We start from the raw sequence: 18,632 nt of genomic DNA, 5'->3' as shown, positions 1-18,632 counted from the left end.
GGCCGGCATCCATGGCTGAGGGCAGCAGCTCCGGCGTCGCCGCGCCGCGGGCCACGTTCCACCAGGCCATCCGGCTGCTGAACGGCGGCGATGCCGAAGGCGCGATTGCCGTCTGCCGGGAAGCGCTGGCGGAGGACCCGGACGACATCAACTTCACGGCCCTGATGGGCGCGATCCTGCTGAAGGCGCGTCGGCTCGACGAGGCCGAGGAGCAGCTGCGCCGGGCCATCGCTCTCGCGCCATCGTTCGCCAAGCCCCACGAGGACCTGGGCCTGTTGCTGCTCCAGCAGCGGCGCAACGAGGAGGCCGAGGCGGTGCTGCGCCGTGCCGTCACCCTGGACCCCGATCTGGAGCAGGCGCATTTCCAGCTCGGCCGGGCGCTGCTCGCCAACGGCAAAAGCGACGAGGCCGACGAGGCGTTCGAGCGCTGCTTCGCGCTGAACCCGGAGAAGGGACGCCTCGCGGAGGCCGCCCGTCTGCACCGCTCGGGCAAGGTCGAGGAAGCCGAGCGGCTGTATCGGCGCGTGCTGAAGGACAACCCGAAAAACGTCACCGCGCTGCGGCTGCTCGGCGTGATCGCCATGCAATCCGGTCACCCGGAGAATGCCGAGGAACTGCTGTCGAAGGCGGTACGGCTGGCGCCCGACTTCACCGGCGCGATCATCGACCTGGGGCGTCTGCACCAGGACCAGAACCGCCTCGCCGAGGCCATCGAGTGCTTCGAGAAGGCCGTCGAGACCGATCCGCGCAGCTCCCACGCCCACTTCCTGCTGGCGGCCGCGCTGGCGCCCGCGGCCCGCACCGCGGCTGCGGCCGCGGCCTACCGGCGCGCAATCGAACTGAAGCCCGAACATGCAGGCGCCTGGCTCGGCCTGGGCCACACGCTGAAGACCCTGGGCCGCCAGCCCGAAGCGATCGAGGCCTATCGGGAGTGCATCCGCCTGAAGCCCGGCAACGGCGAGTCCTGGTGGAGCCTGGCCAACCTGAAGACCTATCCGCTGGGCGACGAGGATATACAGGCGATGGAGGCGGCGCTGCAGACGCCGGACCTGAACGAGCAATCCGAGGTCAACTTCCTCTTCGCCCTGGCCAAGGCCTGGGAAGATCGCGAAGACTACGACCGGGCCTGGCATTACTACGACAGGGGCAATCGCCGCCAGCGCATGCGGGAGAACTACGACCCCGTGCAGACCGAGGTGAACAACGACGCCATCGTCGAGGTCTTCACCGAGGAATTCCTGGCGGTCAACGAGGGCATCGGCTGCGACGATCCGGCGCCGATCTTCATCGTCGGGCTGCCGCGCTCCGGCTCCACGCTGATCGAGCAGATCCTGGCGAGCCACAGCCAGGTGGAAGGCACGGCGGAACTACCCTATCTCGGCCGCGTCGCCACCAGCCTGAATCGCAACCGCGCCGACGGCGTGAATTACCCCCAGGCCGTGCGCGAGCTGAAGGGACCGAACTTCGAGGCGCTGGGCCGCCGCTATCTGGAGCATGCCTCGCTGCATCGCGTGGAGGGCCTGCCCCGGTTCATCGACAAGATGCCGAACAACTTCCCGAACGTGGGCTTCGCGCACCTGATCCTGCCCCGGGCGAAGATCATCGATGCCCGGCGCCACCCCATGGATTCGTGCCTGAGCTGCTATCGCCAGCTGTTCGCCCGCGGTCAGACTTTCACCTACGACCTCACCGAGATCGGCGAATATTTCCTGCAATATCAGCGCATGATGGACCACTGGCACGCCGTCCTGCCCGGGCGCGTGCTCACCGTCCAGTACGAGGAGCTGGTGAGCGACTTCGACAGCCAGGTACGCCGCCTGATCGACTACTGCGAGCTGCCGTGGGAAGACGCCTGCCTGAACTTCCACGAGACGGACCGCCCGGTACGGACCGCGAGCTCGGAACAGGTGCGTCAGCCGATCTACCAGGGTGCCGTCGGCTTCTGGCGCCGCTACGAGCAGCATCTGGACGAGCTGGCCGGGGTGCTGGAGCCGGTCCTCGGGCGCTACGAGGGCTACGCCGGCTGAGACGGCCTGCCGCCCCCCACCCGCCGACGCCTCAGTACGGCCAGACCTCCAGTCCGTGGACCGCGTTGCGGATGTCCTTCGTGAGCGTCACCACCATCCGCGTGCGGCCGGCGGCCAGATCGTGTATCGCGACGGTCGACGGCGAGGACCCGGCTGCGATGCAATGGTCGTCGATGACGGCCAGCCCCCGACCGAAGGCCTGGCGCGCGATGCGGGTATCGTCCAGCTCGGTGTGGGTCAGTTCGTCCGGGTCGTAGACCGGTACGCGGAAGGCCTGCTCGTGTCCCGGCGTGGCGTAGCGCACGACGTCGGCCTGGGTATCGTTGAACAGCACGCCCTCCCGGAACGGCCGCGCGTTGTGCACGCCCTGGGGCAGACCCGCCTGCGCGACGATGCGCCGGCCGTCGTAGGTGAGCAGTGCCCCCGTGCGCAATCCGCTGAAATGCATGCCGCGGTCGTCGCAGTGGACCATGTTCAGGTGCAGGCGATTGCCGGGCTCGGGCCCGGGACCCTCGACGGGATCGAAAGGGGTGCCACGGAAATCGCCGTGACCGCGCACGACGTGCAGGCCCCAGCAGAAACGCTCGGCGTCCAGATCGAAGCCGAGCAGCGCGTCGTAGCCGGTGGACGTGAGGTAGAGCCGGCGCTGGTAGACCGCGATCTCGTGGCAGTGCCTGAGATAGGGGTTGCGCCAGGAGTCGACGAGGCGGAAGTCGGGCGTATAGGCGAACAGCTCGTCGCTCGCCGCAATGTAGACCCGCTCGCCGTCGAAGGCGATGCCCCTCAGCCCGCGGTCCCAGCCGCGCCCCTGCCAGTCGATGTCTGCCGTGTTCCAGTCGACGGTCTGCACCACGCGCTCGCGCTCGAGGTCTATCAGGTAGACGCCACCGTGACTCTCGCCCTGGTGGCTGCCGCGCACCACGGACGTGGCAACGAGAATGGTCACGCCGCGCGCACGGCGCCGGGCGGCAGGTAGTCGAAGATGAACGTCACCCGGTCCTCGTCGCCCTTGTTCATGACGCTGTGCAGCAACTGGTTGTTGAGCTCGTAGACCTTGCCCACCTCGAGCCGGTGCGGGCGCCCGTCGATCATGAAGCGCACCCGCGGATTGGTGGTCACCGGGATATGGATGCGATGGCTGGCATGGAAGGACGGGTGGGAATCCCGGTGGGGGTCGATGCGCGCGCCGGCGGCCAGCCGCGCCGCCATGGCGCGGATGATGGTGCCGCCGGGCGGGTAATAGCGGGCGATGATGTCCTGCATCAGCGGCAGCGCGGCGTCGGCCAGACGGTCCCAGCCGGGCTCCTTGCGCACCGTGATCTCCGGCCAGTTCTTGCCGTCCGTGAATATCATCACGATGGAAGTGGTGCGCTTGTGGACCTCGTACTCCTGCTGGCGGTACTCCTGTTCGTTCCAGGCTGAATCGTCCTGGCCGAGGATCGCGTCGCGCAGCGGCTCGACGTCGACGTCACCGAGTTCTTTCAGGGGCTGATCAATTTTCATGGCTACCGCCTGCTGCGATTCGTCTTGTCGCGAACAGCCAACATAAGACGCTTTTCGGCATAGCAATCATGATGTCACAACAGATACAGCTGTAAACATTATTTGCGCTTTCGCCACGCTTCAGTAGTATTAAGCAAAAGCGGGAGAGACAGCAATGGCCGAAAATCAACAGTCGGGCGCTGCCGCGTACAGCCGTAGCGCCATCGCCGCCGCGGTATCCGCGGCCCTCACGGGACCCAGTGCGTTCGCCCAGACGCAGGGTGACGCCATCGAGGAAATCGTCGTTACGGCGACGAAACGCGAGGAGAGTCTCGCCGACATCCCGATGTCCATCCGGGCCTTCACGACGGACGATATCGTCCGCCAGGGTCTCCAGAGCCTCGACGATTACGTCGGCAAGATCCCGAGTCTCGCGCTGGCGCGCAGGGAGCCGGCGGGCAATAACGTGGTCTTCCGCGGCGTCGCCGCATCGGGCATCGATTTCGGCACCGGCCCCTCCAGCGGCATCTATCTCGACGAGCAGCCGATCACCTCCGCCGGCCTGAATCCGGACCCGCGCCTGGTCGACATTCAGCGGCTCGAGGCCCTGAGCGGCCCGCAGGGAACGCTGTTCGGCGACGCCTCCCAATCCGGCACGCTACGTATCATCACCAACAAGCCGGATCCCACCGCCTTCGACGCCTGGGTGGAACTGGAGGCCAACCAGATCGCCGATGGCGACACGGGCTACGACGTCAGCGGCATGCTGAACATCCCGCTGGCCGAGAACAAGCTTGCGCTGCGGCTGGTCGGCTTCACCGCCGAAGAAGCAGGGTTCATCGACAATGTGCTCGGCACCAGCCCCGGCGGCACTTACACCAACGCGGAGTTCGTGGAAGACGACGTCAACTCGACCACCATCACCGGCGGCCGTGCAGCGCTCCGCTGGTTCCCTAACGACCGGTGGACCGTCGATGCCTCCGCCATTTTCCAGTCGACCGAGGCGGACGGCTTCGGCGACAAGGACTTCGACCGCTCCGGTCTCGAACAGGTGCGATTCTTCGACGAGCGATTCGAAGACGACTGGTACCAGATGGCCCTGACGCTGGAAGGTTCCACCGGCATCGGCGACTTCATGTTCAGCGTGTCCTACTTCGACCGCGAGGTGGACTACGAAGCGGATGGCACCGAGTACATGTTCGCATTCCAGGAACTGAGCGACGCGTACGAAGCCTATTTCAACGATGTCTATGGCACGGACTACGACTTCTATTTCTACGACTTCGGCGGCGAAGTGGTCCGCGGGTACAACCTGGATAACCTTCAGTCCGAGCGCTTCAGCATCGAGGCACGCTGGTCCACGCCCGAAGTCGATGACAGCCGCTGGCGCGGCATCGTGGGGCTCTTCTACCAGAGCTTCGAGGATACCGATATCTACAAGGCGGGCGCGGAGAACTTCGCAGGTTCACCGGCCTTCTATTACCTCGCGTATAACGCTTACAACCCGTCGCTGAACGGCCTGCCACCGGGTAGCTGGGACTTCTCCGATCCCTCGGTGCGACCCGGCGACTGGTTCTTCGGCATCTACAACTCGGAGATCGACCAGTTCGCGCTATTCGGCGAGGCCACGTTCTACCTCACGGACAGCCTGACCGTTACGGCCGGCGGCCGCTGGTATCAGGTGGACCGCAAGGAGAGGCAGGTGCTCGGCGCACTGCAGCAGGGTCCCGTGCCGAACCCGGAGACCGATTACGTGTTTACCGATGGCAGCGGTGACGAGAGCGACGACGGTTTCGTGCCTAAGGTCAATGTGACATACAACTTCAGCGATCGGAGCCTGGCGTATGTCACCTACTCCGAGGGCTTCCGCAGCGGCGGCGCCAACGCGCTGCGCCCGAACTCGGTCTTGCCGCGGAAGTACGACTCCGACATGGTCCAGAACTACGAGGTGGGCTACAAGACGACGACGGCCGGCGGCCGGCTGTTCCTGAGCGTCGTCGGCTATCACATGATCTGGGACGACATCCAGCTGCAGGTGAACGATCCGCAGCCGGGCGTCTTCCAGCTCGGCGTGGTCAACTTCCCGGAGGCGACGATCGACGGCGTGGAGGTGCAGACCTCCTTTGTGCCGGCCCCGGGCTGGTCGCTGGATGCAACGCTCGCCTGGAACGAGGCGGAGATCTCGGAGAGTGCGACGCTGTTCCCGGGCACGGGTGCGGCCGTGGAGGCCGTGGACGGCACCCGCCTGCCCATCACGCCGGACTGGAAAGGTTCGCTCTCCATCGAACGAACCTTCCAAGACACGACGCTGTTCGGCGGTACGCCGTTCCTTCGCGCGGATTACACCTACACGGGCGAGTCCATCAACGCGCTGGCCGGGCTAGAGGCCACGGTAGTATCGCCGCCGCCGACCATCCAGGATTCCTACAGCGTGCTGGACCTGCGTGCCGGTATCGATGCAGACAAGTGGAGCGTCGGTGCCTACATCGCGAACGTGTTCGACGAGCAGGGCGATCAGTTCATCAACAACCGCTACGCGAAGCGTCGGGTCACGGTGAATCAGCCATTAACCTTCGGCGTGACCTACCGCCGCAACTTCCGCTGACTACGGGGCAGTCCGGCGACCGGAAACCGGGCCCGCGAGGCCCGGTTTTTTTATGCGCGTGTGCCGTGCTCTAGAATCCGGTGCATGAGCAGGCGCGGGAAACACCGGGGGCGGGCGTGAGGCGGCGGCGCGCCATCGCGACCGCTATCACCATTGCCATCGTCATTGGCGTGGCCGCCGTGCTGGTCGCACTCGCAATCTGGGTCGCCGACATGCGCAGCGAGCAGCGGGGCCGATTGATCGCCCGGCACGGCACACTGGTAGCGACCACCGTGGACACCGCCGACCCCGCCGCCGCGGCGCCGGGCGGCTACCTGGACGAGACCCTGTCCCTCGCCGCCGACACCGGGCTCCGCGTCGACCTGCGCGTGCGGTGGCCGGACGTCGCGCCGGGAGAGCGCGTGCCCGTGCTGCTGCTGCTGGGCGGCCACCGCACGGGCAAGGACGCGGTGGAGCTGGCCGGCGTGCCGGACGGTGTCGCCTACGCGGCCATCGACTATCCCTACGACGGCAGTCACCGGCTGCGCGGCGTGTGGCAGACCCTGAGGGCGATCCCGGCTATCCAGCAGGCTTTCCTGGACACGCCGCCGGCCCTGTCGCTCGCACTCGACTGGCTGCTCGCACAGCCCTGGGCGGATCCGGCACGCACGGAGCTCGTGGGCGTCAGCCTGGGCGTCCCCTTCGCGGCGGCAGCCGGCGCGCTGGACGAGCGGTTCCGGCGGGTCTGGCTGATCCACGGCGCCGGCGACAACCACGCCTGGCTGGCCCACAACCTGCGCGAGGACTTCCCCGCCGACTGGCGGCGGGCGGTGATGACCGAGTTCTTCTACACGCTGATCTACGCCGAGAGCTTCCGCACGGCGCGCTGGGTGGAGGCCATACCGCCGCGCCCGGCCGTCATCATCGCGGCGCGGGAAGACGAGCGCCTGCCGCCGGAGGCCCTCGCGCCGCTGCCCGCCATCGCCGCGCGGGAGCCCGCCGTCGACCTGCTGTGGACCGACGGGCTGCACATCGAGCCGGACCGCCCGGAGGTCATCCGGCAGCTGCTCGATCTGGTGTTGGTGCGGGTGCGCCAGGACCCGCCGCCGGTGGCCCCGGCGGCCGACCCCGAGTCACGCCAGCCGCGCTAGTCGCGCACGTCCACCTCGCCGCCGATATCGTCGAAGCGCAGGCTGCCGCTGCCGGCATCCAGCACCGTGAGATCGCCCGCCACACCGGTGACGGTGATGCCCCCGGAACCGTCGTCCACGGTGACGCTGCCCGCCACGTCGCGCACGGACAGGCTGCCCGAGCCGTCGTCGATCACGACGTCGCCGCCGGCGTCCTGGACGGCCAGGGAACCGGACCCGTCATCGATCTCCACGGTGCCGCCCACCCGGGTGAGCACCAGCGAGCCCGAACCGTCCTCCACGTCGATGTCGCCGCGGACGTCGGTGATGGCGAGCGAGCCGCTGCCGTCTTCCACCTCCAGCGCGAAGCGCTCGGGCACGCGCACATCCACGCTCATGGTGGGATGCTCGCCCCAGAACGAGCTCCAGCCGGTCTGCCGCAGTTCGGCGACGAGCTCAGCCGCCGCGACGCCCCGCTCCAGGGTCAGCCGGACCTGCTCGGCGAGGATCTCCGCGGCCTCTTCGGCATCGGCATCCGGGAAGTGGATCTCCGCCCGCACCCGTATGCGGTCCGCGCCCGGCATGCCGGTGATCTCCATCGGCCCCGCGCCGGTCTCGATCTCCAGCCGGTCGAGGCCCTCGGCCTCCAGCGCGAGCTCGATGACTTCCGTATGTTCCGCCGCAGCCGGCAGCGCAGCCAGCAGTGCGACGGCGGCCGCGATCGTCACTGTCCTCACTGCCCTCACTGTCCTCACTGTCCTCACTGTCCGCATGGTCGTCTCCCTTGTCGCGAATGATCGTTCTGCATCACCCATGGATGCAATGAGCAGGGCATTCGGTTTAAATTCGGACCCGGGGGGACGCATGATGACCAGCGAGAACGAGACGCGGCAACCCGCCGGGGGGAAGCCGGAAGAACTGCCATTCGTGGCGCCGTGCCGGGACCTGCCTCCGCTGGCGGCGTTCGGCTGGCTGCGACGGGGCTGGCGCGATCTCCGCGCCGCGCCGCGGCAGAGCCTGTGCTACGGGGTCGTCGTCATGTTCGCGAGTTACGCGGCCGGCCTCGTCGCCTGGAAGCTCGGCGGCGTCTGGCTGCTGCTGGCGATGGCCTCGGGCTTCCTGTTCGTCGGCCCGCTCATGGCCATCGGCGTCTACGAGATCTCCCGCCAGCTGGAGCGGGGCACCCGGCCGACGCTCGCCGAGGGCATCCGGGAGACCTCCCAGCACGTGGGCAACGCCCTGGTCTACGCCATCGTCGTGCTGGTGGTCTTCCTCGTCTGGGCCCGGGCCGCTTCGATGGTGCACATATTCTTCCCGGTGGAGACGAACCACTCCTGGCGCGACCTGGTGCCCTTCCTCGGCATCGGCAGCGCGGTGGGGGCCATCTTCGCGAGTATTGTCTTTGCCGCCAGCGCCTTCTCGCTGCCGATGATCGCGGACCGCCGGACGGACACCGTCACGGCGGTCGTCACCAGCGTGAACGCCGTGCTGCGGAACAAGGCGGCGATGGTCGTTTGGGCGGCCCTCGTGGTGGGCTGCATCCTGCTCGGCTTCGCCACCGCTTTCCTCGGCCTGGCGGTGGTGATGCCGCTGCTCGGCCACGCCACCTTCCACGCCTACCGGGAGACCATCGACGCGAGTGCCTGGCCGCCCGCGGACTAGACCCCGTCGAGAAGCGCCGGACTCGGGGTGCCGTCAGCCGGCACGCACCCGCTCCGCGACACGCAGCATGGCCGCCAGGCTGCGCTCCACGTCGGCGTCGCTGGTCGACCAGCCACTCACGCTGATGCGCATGGCCGTGCGGCCCTGCCACACCGTCCTGCCGCACCAGCAGGTGCCGTCGGCCTGGATGCCCTCGATCACCGCAAGCGTCGTCGCCGCATCGCCGAAACTCACCAGTACCTGGTTCAGCACGACGTCGTTCAGTATCTCGTAGCCGGCCGCGGCGAGTCCCTCGGCGAAGCGCCGCGCATGCCCGCAGCAGCGCTGCACCAGTTCGGCGACCCCTGCCCTGCCCAGCTGGCGCAGCGCCGCCCACACCTCGACGCCGCGGCCGCGTCGGGAGAGCTCCGGCGTGTAGTCGGCCGGGCTGCGATGGGCGCCGGGAGGCGGCAGGTACTCGGCCGTGATCGCCATCGCCGCACGCAGCGCCTCGCCGTCCCGCACGAAGGCGACGCCGCTGTCGTAGGGCACGTTCAGCCACTTGTGCGCGTCCGTCGCCCAGGAGTCGGCGGCCGCCATACCCTCGACCAGATGGCGGTGCGCCGGCGAGGCCGCAGCCCACAGACCGAAGGCCCCGTCCACGTGCACCCAGGCACCGGCCGGCTGCATCCGTTCGCACACGCGGGAGACGGGATCGCAGGCGCCGGTATTCACGTTGCCCACCTGGGTGCAGACGATGGTGGGCCCGTCCGGTTCCGGCAGGTGCTCCGGCAGCAGGCGCCCCTGATCGTCCACCGGGATGGTCACCACCCGGTTACGGCCCAGACCGAGGACGCCGAGGGATTTGCTCACGGAGGGGTGCACCTCCTCGCCGACCACGACGGTGACCGCGGGCGCGCCGATGAGGCCGTCGGCCTCGACGTTCCAGCCTGCGTCGCGCAGCACGGCATTGCGGGCCGCCGCCAGGGCCACCAGGTTGGCCACCGTGGCGCCGGTAACGAAGGAGCCCGCGCAGCCGGCAGGCAGCCCGAGAACGTCCAGCAGCCAGCGCAGCGCCACCGCCTCCAGGGTGGCGGTTCCCGGCGTCGGTTCGTACATGGCGCTGTTCTGATCCCAGGCGGTATTCAGCCAGCTGGCGGCGAGCGGCGCAGGCAGCGAGCCGCCGATCACAAAACCGAAGAAGCGCGGCCCGGCCATCGCCGTGGTGGCGGGGGAGCCGAGCTCGTCGAGCAGCGCGAGCACCTCGCGCGGATCGCTGCCGGTCTCCGGCAGCGGCTCCTCGAACCGGTCCAGAGCCGCGACGGCTTCCGCCGACGGCGCCACCGGCCGCTCGTCCAACCCTTCCAGATAGCGCAGCGCCCGCGCGCTCGCGTCCTCCAGCAGGTCCTTCATCGGGCTACCTCGTCATGTCGTGCCGCCGCCGCGTTCCTCGACAATGTCTCTGCAGGGATTGACGGCGGCTGTATATCCATACAGTCTTGGTGGGCATAACAACAGTAGTCCGCCATGCCCCGCCTGACGACCATCGACAAGCTCGCGATCCTGGCCGACGCCGCCAAGTACGACGCATCCTGCGCCTCCAGTTCGGCCCGGCGCAAGGACTCGCGCGCCACCGGCGGCATCGGCTCCACCGGCGGCGCCGGCATCTGTCACTCCTACGCGCCGGACGGACGCTGCATCTCGCTGCTGAAGGTGCTGCTGACCAACTATTGCCAGTACGACTGCCAGTACTGCGTGAACCGCATCTCCAGCGACGTGCAGCGTGCGCGCTTCGGCGTGGACGAACTGGTGAACCTGACCCTGGAGTTCTACAAGCGGAACTACATCGAGGGGCTGTTCCTGTCCTCCGGCATCATGGTGAGCGCGGACTACACCATGGAGCGATTGATCGAGGTGGCCCGCCGGCTGCGCGAGGAGCACCGGTTCCGCGGCTATATCCACCTGAAGACCATCCCGGACGCCGACCCCGCGCTGATCGAGGAGGCCGGCCGCTACGCCGACCGGCTCTCCATCAACATCGAACTGCCCACGAGCCGCGGCCTCGCCAGGCTGGCGCCGGAGAAGGACGCCGGCCGCATCCGCACGGCCATGGGCCGGGTGCGGCTGCGGCTGGAGGAGAGCCGACCCGACCGCCGCGGCCGCCGGGACCCGAACGGACTCAACGCCACGGGCCAGAGCACACAGATGATCGTCGGCGCCGACGACGCCGACGACCGGGCGATACTGACCACCAGCGCCTCGCTCTACGCGGGCTACCGCCTGAAGCGCGTGTATTACTCGGCCTTCAGCCCCATCCCCTACCCCAGCGCTTCCCTGCCGGCAGCGCCGGCGCCGCTGCTGCGCGAGCACCGCCTCTACCAGGCGGACTGGCTGTACCGGTTCTACGGCTTCGGGGTGGAGGAGATTCTCGCCGGCGGCGACGGCAGCATGCTGGACCCCGCCGTGGACCCGAAACTCGCCTGGGCGGTGCGCCACCGGGAGCGCTTCCCGGTGGACGTCAACCGCGCGGACCGCGAGACCCTGCTGCGGGTACCCGGCCTCGGCACCCGGGCGGTCGCCCGCATACTGAAGGCGCGGCGCCACCGCAGGCTCGGCCTCGAGGATCTGCAGCGCATGACCGTATCGCTGCAGAAGGTGCGCCCGTTCGTCGTCGCCCGGGGCTGGCAGCCCGGCCGATTGCTGGACAGTCCGGCGCTCGCCGGCCTGCTCGCCCCGCCGCCCCGCCAGCAGAGCCTGCCGCTGTGAGTCGTACGCTGTCAGTCGTACCATGAGCCGCGGCAACATCGAGATCGTGCTCGACGCGGCGGACGGCTACGAAGCCTGGCGTGATCAGGCGCGCCGCCTGATCGCGGCCGCCGTGCCGCCGGAGACCACCGCCTGGCGCGAGCGGCGCGCGACCCCGGACCTGTTCGCCGGCGCGCCGGCCGCACTGCCCCGCACCCGGCGGGCCATCCTGGTACCGAAGGGCTTCCCGCCGCTCGCCGAACGGGTCGCCTGTCACCGGGATCCGCGCCGCTTCGAGCTCCTCTATCGGCTGCTCTGGCGCCTGCAGTCGGAACGCTCCCTGCTGGACGTGAGTTTCGACGCCGACGTGGCGCTGGCCGCCGGCATGGCCCGCTCCGTGCGGCGCGACATGCACAAGATGAAGGCCTTCGTGCGTTTCCGCCGCGTGCGTCACGCCGTCGTCGAGGCCTACGTGGCGTGGTTCGAGCCGGAACATCACATCCTGAAGGCGGTGGCGCCGTTCTTCATGCGCCGCTACACCGGCATGCGGTGGTCCATCCTCACGCCGGAGGCGAGCGCGCACTGGGACGGCGACGCGCTCACCTACGGCCCGGGCGCGGCCCGCGCCGACTGCCCCGACGACGACGCACTGGAGGCATACTGGACCACCTACTACGCCAGCATCTTCAACCCGGCGCGGCTGAAGGTGGATGCCATGCGTGCGGAGATGCCGCGCAAGTACTGGCGTAATCTGCCCGAGGCCCGGCTGATCCCGACGCTGGTCAGGGACGGGGAGCGGGCGCAGCGCTCGCCGCCGCCGGGGCGGCGGCCGGCGGCCGGCCGGGCACGGCAGTGGATCAGGATGGACATGGCGGAAGAGAAGACACCACGGACGCTGGATGAGCTCGCGGCCTGCCTGGAGGCCTGCCGGCGCTGCCCCATCGGCGAACAGGCGACCCGGGCGGTGCCCGGCGAAGGCCCTGCGGACGCCGGGCTGATGCTGGTCGGCGAGCAGCCCGGCGACCGGGAGGACCTCACCGGCCGCCCCTTCGTCGGCCCGGCGGGACGGCTGCTCGACGAGGCGCTGGCGGCAGCCGGCATCGAGCGCGAGCGCATCTTCCTGACCAACGCCGTGAAACACTTCAAGTTCCGGCTGCAGGGCAAGCGCCGGCTGCACCAGAAGCCGGACGCGAGCGAGATCGACCATTGCCGCTGGTGGCTCGGGCTGGAGCTCGGGATGGTGGCACCGCGGGCCGTCGTCGCGCTGGGGGCCACGGCCGCGCGCAGCCTGCTCGGCCGACCCGTGGCCGTCGGCGAGGATCGGGGCAGCGCCCTCTCGCTGGAGGACGGCACATCGGTGTGGATCACCGTCCACCCTTCATATGTTCTCCGCCAGCGGGACGAGCAATCCCGAGAGCGCGAGCTTCGCCGCCTGGTGGCGGACCTTCGCAAGGCGGCGGCACAGACAGTAGGTATTGCGCGAAATTGACAGGGATGCCTTCCGGTCTAGGATGAAACGGTGACCGAGCAGGCCGCCGTCCCGGCGGCAGCGCACAAGGGGGCAACCATGGGCAGATTCGTGGATACGATTCAGGGACTCAGGAACATCCCGCTCGCCATCGCCACCGTCGCCATCCTGGGCCTGACCTTCCTGTCGGGCTGCGAGCGGCAGGTCAGTTTCTCGGAGGACGTCCAGCCGGTCCTGGCGGCCAACTGCGCCGGCTGCCACAGCGGCTACGCCGAAGGCGAGACCAGCACCGGTCTGAACGTGACCGATTACGCGAGCCTCATGCACGGCACCCGCCTCGGCGAGGTGGTGGTGCCGGGCAGCGCCGCCTCCAGCACGCTTTACCTCGTGGTCTCCGGTGAGAGCGCGCCGGAGATACAGATGCCGCCCCACCATGAGGATTCGCTCGCGCAAGGGCGCGGCTCCCCGCTGGACAGGGACGAGGTGCAGCTGATCAAGGACTGGATCGACCAGGGCGCGAAGAACAACTGACCCGCGGCCGATCGGCGCAACAGGCCGCACGCGCCGGGCCAGTCGGGGCGGCAGGCTCGGCCGGACGGCGGGCCGACCCGGAGCCGCGTCAGCGGCCGGGCGCGATACGCGGCAGGATGCTCTCGAGCGTATTCAGCAGCACGTCCAGTTCCTCGATGCTGTTGTAGTGCACCGGACCCACGCGGATGACGCCGCCCGCCTCCATCAGGCCCAGCGCCCGCACCACCTCCAGCGCGTAATTGTGGCCGTTCCAGACGAAGATGCGCCGCTGCCCGAGTTCCCGAGCGATCATCGCCGGCGCCACGCCCTCGACGGTGAAGGCCACCGTCGGCAGGCGCCGCGAGTACGCGTCCGGATCCGTGATGCCGTGCACCCTCACGCCCGGCAGAGCCTGCAGCCCGTCGATGAGATGGCGCGAGAGCGTCTCCTCGTAGTCGAGCAGCCACGCGAGTGCGGTGTGAACGTGCAGGGCGCGGCCGCTCATGCCGGGGAAGCGCCCGGCATAGTCCGCGGCCCAGGCCTCGCCCAGCGACGCGAAATAGTCCACCGCGCCCGCCGTCCCGGCCATGCCCTCGTGGCTCTGGGTGCCGGTCTCGAAACAGCCCGGGATCCTGTTCGGCGCCGGCCGCACCTTGTAGGGCTCCAGCGACTCCAGGATCTCGCTCCGGCCCCAGAGGATGCCCTGATGGGGGCCGAAGAACTTGTAGGCGGAGCAGGCCAGGAAATCGCAGCCGAGCGCCTGCACGTCGGTAGGGACATGGGGTGCGGACTGCACCGCGTCCACGAAGGTCCAGGCACCGGCCGCCCGCGCCCGGGCCGCGATGGCGGCGACGTCGTTCACCGTGCCCAGCAGGTTACTCGCGCCCGCCACGCAGACCAGCCGCGTGCGCTCGCCCAGCAGGCGATCCAGTTCGGCCAGGTCGAATTCGAAGGTCTCCGTGTCGAACGGCAGCCACTTCACCTCCAGGCCGTGGTCCCGCGCCATCATGACCCACGGCCAGATGTTGGCGTCGTGGTCCATCTGCGTGACGATCACCTCGTCGCCCGGCGACAACGCGGCGCCGATGGAGCGGGAGAGATGGAAGGTGAGGGTCGTCATGTTCTGCCCGAACACGATCTCGTCGGCCGACGGCGCGTTCAGAAAGTCCGCCATGGCCTGATGGGCGTCGGCGGCGATCTCGTCGGCCAGCCGGGAGGTTTCGAAGGGCCCGCCCAGGTTGGCGTTGGCCTCCAGCAGGCAACGGCTCATCCGGTCGACGACCGTGGCGGGAACCTGCGTGCCGGCCGGATTGTCCAGATAAATGCGCCCGCCGATGTCCCCGTCCAGGGCCAGGGCGGGGAAGCGCTCGCGGATTTTCTCGAGGGGATAGTCCTGTACGGGCATGGGGCCTCCCGGGGTGACGAGGGGCGCATGATGAAGGCCCGGGCCGGCCGCGGCAAGGCGCCGCCTTCGGCTAATGCCTATGCAGGCGGCCGCGGTGTTCGGGTACGGTTAGCCTCGGGCCGGGGAGCGAGCCTCTTACCATAATCGTTGTGGTTCAATGAGATGTGACCGCCGCGCGGCGGTATCGGGATTCAGATTCAGGGATTCAGGAATATCGGCATGCAGCCAATCAAGTTCGACGAGGCGCTGATCAGGCGCTACGGAGGCCGCGGGCCCCGCTACACCTCCTACCCCACGGCGGTGCAGTTCCACGAGTTCGACGAGGCGCAGTACAAGCGCCAGTGCGTCCTCAGCAACGAGCGCAACGACGGACCCCTGTCGCTGTACCTGCACATCCCCTACTGCCACACGCTCTGTTACTACTGCGGCTGCAACAAGGTGGTGACCCGCAACCGGGACCGGGCCTCCGAGTACCTCGGCCACCTGTTCCGCGAGGTGGAACTCCAGTCCGCCCTGTTCGACGACAACCGGGTGGTGGAGCAGCTGCACCTCGGCGGCGGCACGCCCACCTATCTCAGCGAGGAGCAGCTCTCCTCGGTCATGGCCAAACTCGGCGAGCACTTCCGGCTGCGCGGCGACGGCCGGCAGGAATTCTCCATCGAGATCGACCCGCGCAGCATCCGCCCGGGCATGGTGGCGGCGCTGGCCGGCATGGGCTTCAACCGGCTCAGCATGGGCGTGCAGGACTTCGACCCGGAGGTGCAGAAAGCGGTCAACCGCATCCAGCCGCCGGAGGAGACCCTGCCGCTCATCCAGCAGGCCCGGGACGCCGGCTTCCGCTCGGTCTCCATCGACCTGATCTACGGCCTGCCCATGCAGACCCCGGAGCGCTTCGACCGCACGCTGGACACCGTGCTGGAGGCCCGGCCCGACCGCATCTCGGTCTACAGCTACGCTCACCTGCCGCAAATGTTCCGCGCCCAGCGGCTGATCCGCCAGGAGGACCTGCCCAGCGACGACGTGAAGCTGGCCCTGCTCGGCCACACCATCCAGCGGCTCGGCGGCGAAGGCTACGAGTACATCGGCATGGACCACTTCGCGCGCAAGGACGATGAGCTCGCCATCGCGCGCGAGAACGGCACCATGCAGCGGAACTTCCAGGGCTATTCCACCCATGCGGACACCGAGCTGATCGCCCTCGGCGCGAGTTCCATCGGCCGCATCGCCGACTGCTACAGCCAGCACACCCGGCACGACCACGACTACGGCCGGCGCATCGAGGAAGGACACCTGCCCGTCGAGCGCGGCCTCATCATGAGCGACGACGACAAGCTCCGCGGCAAGGTGATCCAGTCCATCATGTGCCGGGACCGGCTGATCTTCAGCGAGATCGAGGAGCGCTTCGACATCGATTTCCGGAGCCGCTTCGCCGACGAGCTGGCGGACCTGGCGCCGCTTGAGGAAGACGGCCTGGTGGAGGTGGACGATGCCTCCATCCGCGTCACGCCCACGGGCCGGCTGCTGCTGCGCGCCATCGCGATGGTGTTCGACGGCTACCTGCGGGCGCAGGCCGAGCCGCAGCGCTACTCCAAGATCATCTAGGCGGGTACGCGGCTAGCGCCGACGTATGACCATCACCTCGTAGCGCCCGCTCGGGCCGATGTACCAGGACGTCAACGTGCTCGTAAGGCTGACCACCAGCGAGCCGAACAGGGCGGCCCAGAAGCCCGACACCGCGAAATCGGCAAGCAGCCACGCGACCAGCCCGAACATCATCGCGTTCACGACGAACAGGAACAGCCCGAGCGTGACGAGGGTGAGCGGCAGCGTCGCGACGATGGCGATGGGCCGCACCAGCGCGTTCACCACGCCCAGCAGGATGGCGGCGAGGATAAACGTTCCCACGCCGCTGATGTGCACACCCGGGACGATAGCGGCGGCCAGCCAGAGGCCGAACATATTGATCAGGAGTCGGACCAGGAGTCCGGGCATCGCTCTCTCCTCCGTCGGGCTCAGTAGATCGGCGCGTACTGGTACTCGGGGTATTCGTAGCGCGGCACGACGACATCGTAATGGGGCTGCAGGAACGCGACCAGGTTGACGAGCTGGCGCACGGTCATGCGGTCGTTGAAGGCGGGCATCAGCGACTTGCCATCCTCGGAAACCTCTTCCTCCGGGTACCAGCGGACCAGTTTGTGCGACGGATTGATGATGGAGGTCACCAGCTCCCCGTAGGTCTTCACCCGGGTCACCTCGCCGCCCAGCGTCACCTGCACCGGACCCTTCGCCGCCGGCGGCGGCAGCTCGTAATTGCTGATCACGTGGCAGGAATTGCACTGCAGCGCCAGGAACGCCGCCCGGCCGGCCTCCGGGTCACCGTCCGGCAGCCGGAATCCGGCGGCGGACTTCGGGCCGGCGTCGCAGCCGGCCAGCAGCGCCGCGCTCAGCGTCGCGACCATTACCATTGCCACCCTGGCCATCCCGGACCGAAGCCTGGTTCTGCTCATGCCGTTTTCCTCATACCGGGCTTCCTCCCCGCAACCAGTGGCCACGGCCAATCGAACGACGCGGCCACAGCTCTACAGCTTCACTCTAGGCGATCCGGCCGAACCCGGCCAGTAGTGACATGTGCTTAGCCTAACGATGACCAGAATAGCCAGGATAGCCGGGAGACGCCCGGGAGCCTGTTGCGCAATACTGTAGCCATAACGCCGTCGCTGAGACCGATCGATGAGGACACTACTGCCCGCCCTCGTTTGCCTGGCCGCACTGACAGTCCTGACGGCCCTGGCAGCCCAGGAGGCCGCCCCGCTGCTCGGCGCCGGGGAACGGGAGATCCGCCTGCAGGCCGTCGACCGGGCCCACTACCATCGGCTGACGCCGGACGAGCCCGAGGGCGTCTACCACGTCCACGTGCGCCTGCCCGAGAGCCACCAGCCGGGAGCCGAGCCGCGTTATCCCGTGGTCTACGTGCTCGACGGCGGCAACATGTTCCCGCTCCTGGCCGGCTACTACCGCTATCTGGAACTGGGCGAGGAGGTCCCCGAGCTCATACTGGTGGGCATCTCCTACGGCACCGACTACTTCCGGGAAGGCAACCAGCGCAGCCGCGACTACACCGCGGAGGCGCCGGAACCGGACTTCTGGGGCGGAGCCGGCACCTTCCTCCGCTTTCTCCGCGATGAACTGATCCCGATGATCGAGTCCCGCTATCCCGCCGACCCGCAACGCCGGGTGATCCTGGGGCAGTCTCTCGGCGGCCAGTTCGTCCTCTACAGCGCGCTGCAGCCAGAGGGCCCCTTCTGGGGCCACATCGCCATCAACCCGGCGCTGCATCGCAACCTGCCGCTGTTCCTGGCGGCACCCGGCAAAGCACCGGACGGGCCGCGGCGGCGCCTGTACGTGGCCTCCGGCGCCGACGACCTGCCCCGCCTCCGCGGCCCGGCGCTGTCCTGGATCGGCCACTGGACGGCGCAGGAGAAGACGCCCTGGGATCTCGAGGCCGAGATCCTGCCCGGCGAGAGTCATTTCTCGGCGGCGCCCCCTGCCTTCAGACGCGGTATCCGCTGGCTGTTCGGGTCAGAGGACGCCCCGACCGACGACGGACTGTAACCAATCGCGGCCGACGGCCCTATAACGG

16 protein-coding genes are annotated in these 18,632 nt (G+C 68.6%); 9 read left to right on the top strand and 7 right to left on the bottom strand.

The window, feature by feature from the left end; translation table 11 throughout:
- Window positions 1–11: 11 nt before the first annotated feature.
- Window positions 12–2,027 carry a tetratricopeptide repeat-containing sulfotransferase family protein gene (locus tag ACJMK0_RS05835; protein WP_405236403.1) on the top strand — a complete coding sequence of 672 codons (2,016 nt, stop codon included), beginning with the start codon at window positions 12–14 and terminating at the stop codon, window positions 2,025–2,027.
- Window positions 2,028–2,058: 31 nt separating this feature from the next.
- Here ACJMK0_RS05835 and ACJMK0_RS05830 read toward each other — a convergent pair whose 3' ends face one another.
- Both ACJMK0_RS05830 and ACJMK0_RS05825 read right to left on the bottom strand, forming a co-directional pair.
- Window positions 2,059–2,973 (bottom strand): hypothetical protein, encoded by a 915-nt coding sequence (locus tag ACJMK0_RS05830; RefSeq protein ID WP_405236401.1) that lies wholly within the window; start codon window positions 2,971–2,973, stop codon window positions 2,059–2,061.
- A complete protein-coding gene (locus ACJMK0_RS05825; RefSeq protein WP_405236399.1) occupies window positions 2,970–3,530 on the bottom strand; it encodes an aspartyl/asparaginyl beta-hydroxylase domain-containing protein in 561 nt (186 codons plus the stop codon). The genes ACJMK0_RS05830 and ACJMK0_RS05825 overlap by 4 nt, the downstream gene beginning before the upstream one ends.
- A gap of 154 nt (window positions 3,531–3,684) precedes the next feature.
- On the opposite strand from ACJMK0_RS05825, the gene ACJMK0_RS05820 reads away from it, so the two are divergent.
- On the top strand, window positions 3,685–6,114 hold the full coding sequence (locus ACJMK0_RS05820; protein ID WP_405236398.1) for a TonB-dependent receptor: 2,430 nt from the start codon (window positions 3,685–3,687) through the stop codon (window positions 6,112–6,114).
- A gap of 116 nt (window positions 6,115–6,230) precedes the next feature.
- A complete protein-coding gene (locus tag ACJMK0_RS05815) occupies window positions 6,231–7,244 on the top strand; it encodes an alpha/beta hydrolase family protein (protein WP_405236396.1) in 1,014 nt (337 codons plus the stop codon).
- Here the strand turns inward: ACJMK0_RS05815 and ACJMK0_RS05810 are convergent.
- Window positions 7,241–7,960, bottom strand: a complete 720-nt coding sequence (locus ACJMK0_RS05810) for a DUF4097 family beta strand repeat-containing protein (protein WP_405236394.1) — start codon at window positions 7,958–7,960, stop codon at window positions 7,241–7,243. The genes ACJMK0_RS05815 and ACJMK0_RS05810 overlap by 4 nt on opposite strands.
- A gap of 127 nt (window positions 7,961–8,087) precedes the next feature.
- Between ACJMK0_RS05810 and ACJMK0_RS05805 the strand changes: the two genes are divergently transcribed.
- On the top strand, window positions 8,088–8,885 hold the full coding sequence (locus tag ACJMK0_RS05805; protein WP_405236392.1) for a DUF2189 domain-containing protein: 798 nt from the start codon (window positions 8,088–8,090) through the stop codon (window positions 8,883–8,885).
- 33 nt (window positions 8,886–8,918) lie between these two features.
- Here the strand turns inward: ACJMK0_RS05805 and ACJMK0_RS05800 are convergent, their stop codons facing one another.
- A complete protein-coding gene (locus tag ACJMK0_RS05800; RefSeq protein WP_405236390.1) occupies window positions 8,919–10,277 on the bottom strand; it encodes a pyridoxal phosphate-dependent decarboxylase family protein in 1,359 nt (452 codons plus the stop codon).
- 123 nt (window positions 10,278–10,400) lie between these two features.
- Here ACJMK0_RS05800 and ACJMK0_RS05795 point away from each other — a divergent pair, with 123 nt between their 5' ends.
- The 3 genes from ACJMK0_RS05795 (at window position 10,401) to ACJMK0_RS05785 (ending at window position 13,608) form a co-directional block, all read left to right on the top strand.
- Window positions 10,401–11,630: a putative DNA modification/repair radical SAM protein gene (locus tag ACJMK0_RS05795; protein ID WP_405237902.1), complete on the top strand. Its 1,230-nt coding sequence runs from the start codon at window positions 10,401–10,403 to the stop codon at window positions 11,628–11,630.
- A gap of 22 nt (window positions 11,631–11,652) precedes the next feature.
- Complete coding sequence (locus tag ACJMK0_RS05790; RefSeq protein ID WP_405236389.1) at window positions 11,653–13,098, top strand: UdgX family uracil-DNA binding protein; 1,446 nt, start codon at window positions 11,653–11,655, stop codon at window positions 13,096–13,098.
- A 78-nt stretch (window positions 13,099–13,176) separates the two neighbouring features.
- A complete protein-coding gene (locus tag ACJMK0_RS05785; RefSeq protein ID WP_405236387.1) occupies window positions 13,177–13,608 on the top strand; it encodes a c-type cytochrome domain-containing protein in 432 nt (143 codons plus the stop codon).
- 88 nt (window positions 13,609–13,696) lie between these two features.
- On the opposite strand, the gene ACJMK0_RS05780 is transcribed toward ACJMK0_RS05785, so the two are convergent.
- Window positions 13,697–14,992, bottom strand: coding sequence for a cysteine desulfurase-like protein (locus ACJMK0_RS05780; protein ID WP_405236385.1), 1,296 nt, complete (start codon window positions 14,990–14,992; stop codon window positions 13,697–13,699).
- Window positions 14,993–15,211: 219 nt separating this feature from the next.
- Here ACJMK0_RS05780 and hemN point away from each other — a divergent pair, with 219 nt between their 5' ends.
- Window positions 15,212–16,594 carry an oxygen-independent coproporphyrinogen III oxidase gene (gene hemN, locus ACJMK0_RS05775; protein ID WP_405236383.1) on the top strand — a complete coding sequence of 461 codons (1,383 nt, stop codon included), beginning with the start codon at window positions 15,212–15,214 and terminating at the stop codon, window positions 16,592–16,594.
- Window positions 16,595–16,606: 12 nt separating this feature from the next.
- Here hemN and ACJMK0_RS05770 read toward each other — a convergent pair whose 3' ends face one another.
- Together ACJMK0_RS05770 and ACJMK0_RS05765 are read right to left on the bottom strand one after the other, a co-directional pair.
- The gene (locus tag ACJMK0_RS05770) at window positions 16,607–16,984 is read right to left on the bottom strand and encodes a phage holin family protein (protein WP_405236381.1); all 378 of its coding nucleotides are present in this window, start codon (window positions 16,982–16,984) and stop codon (window positions 16,607–16,609) included.
- A gap of 20 nt (window positions 16,985–17,004) precedes the next feature.
- A complete protein-coding gene (locus ACJMK0_RS05765) occupies window positions 17,005–17,499 on the bottom strand; it encodes a cytochrome C (RefSeq protein ID WP_405236379.1) in 495 nt (164 codons plus the stop codon).
- A gap of 223 nt (window positions 17,500–17,722) precedes the next feature.
- Between ACJMK0_RS05765 and ACJMK0_RS05760 the strand changes: the two genes are divergently transcribed.
- The gene (locus tag ACJMK0_RS05760) at window positions 17,723–18,604 is read left to right on the top strand and encodes an alpha/beta hydrolase (protein WP_405236377.1); all 882 of its coding nucleotides are present in this window, start codon (window positions 17,723–17,725) and stop codon (window positions 18,602–18,604) included.
- The last annotated feature ends 28 nt before the right edge of the window (window positions 18,605–18,632 follow it).

Source organism: Lentisalinibacter orientalis (assembly GCF_040706535.1).
GTDB lineage: Bacteria > Pseudomonadota > Gammaproteobacteria > Steroidobacterales > Woeseiaceae > Lentisalinibacter > Lentisalinibacter orientalis.
Note: the sequence above shows the minus strand (reverse complement) of the source record. Positions and strands in the feature narration are given on the sequence as shown.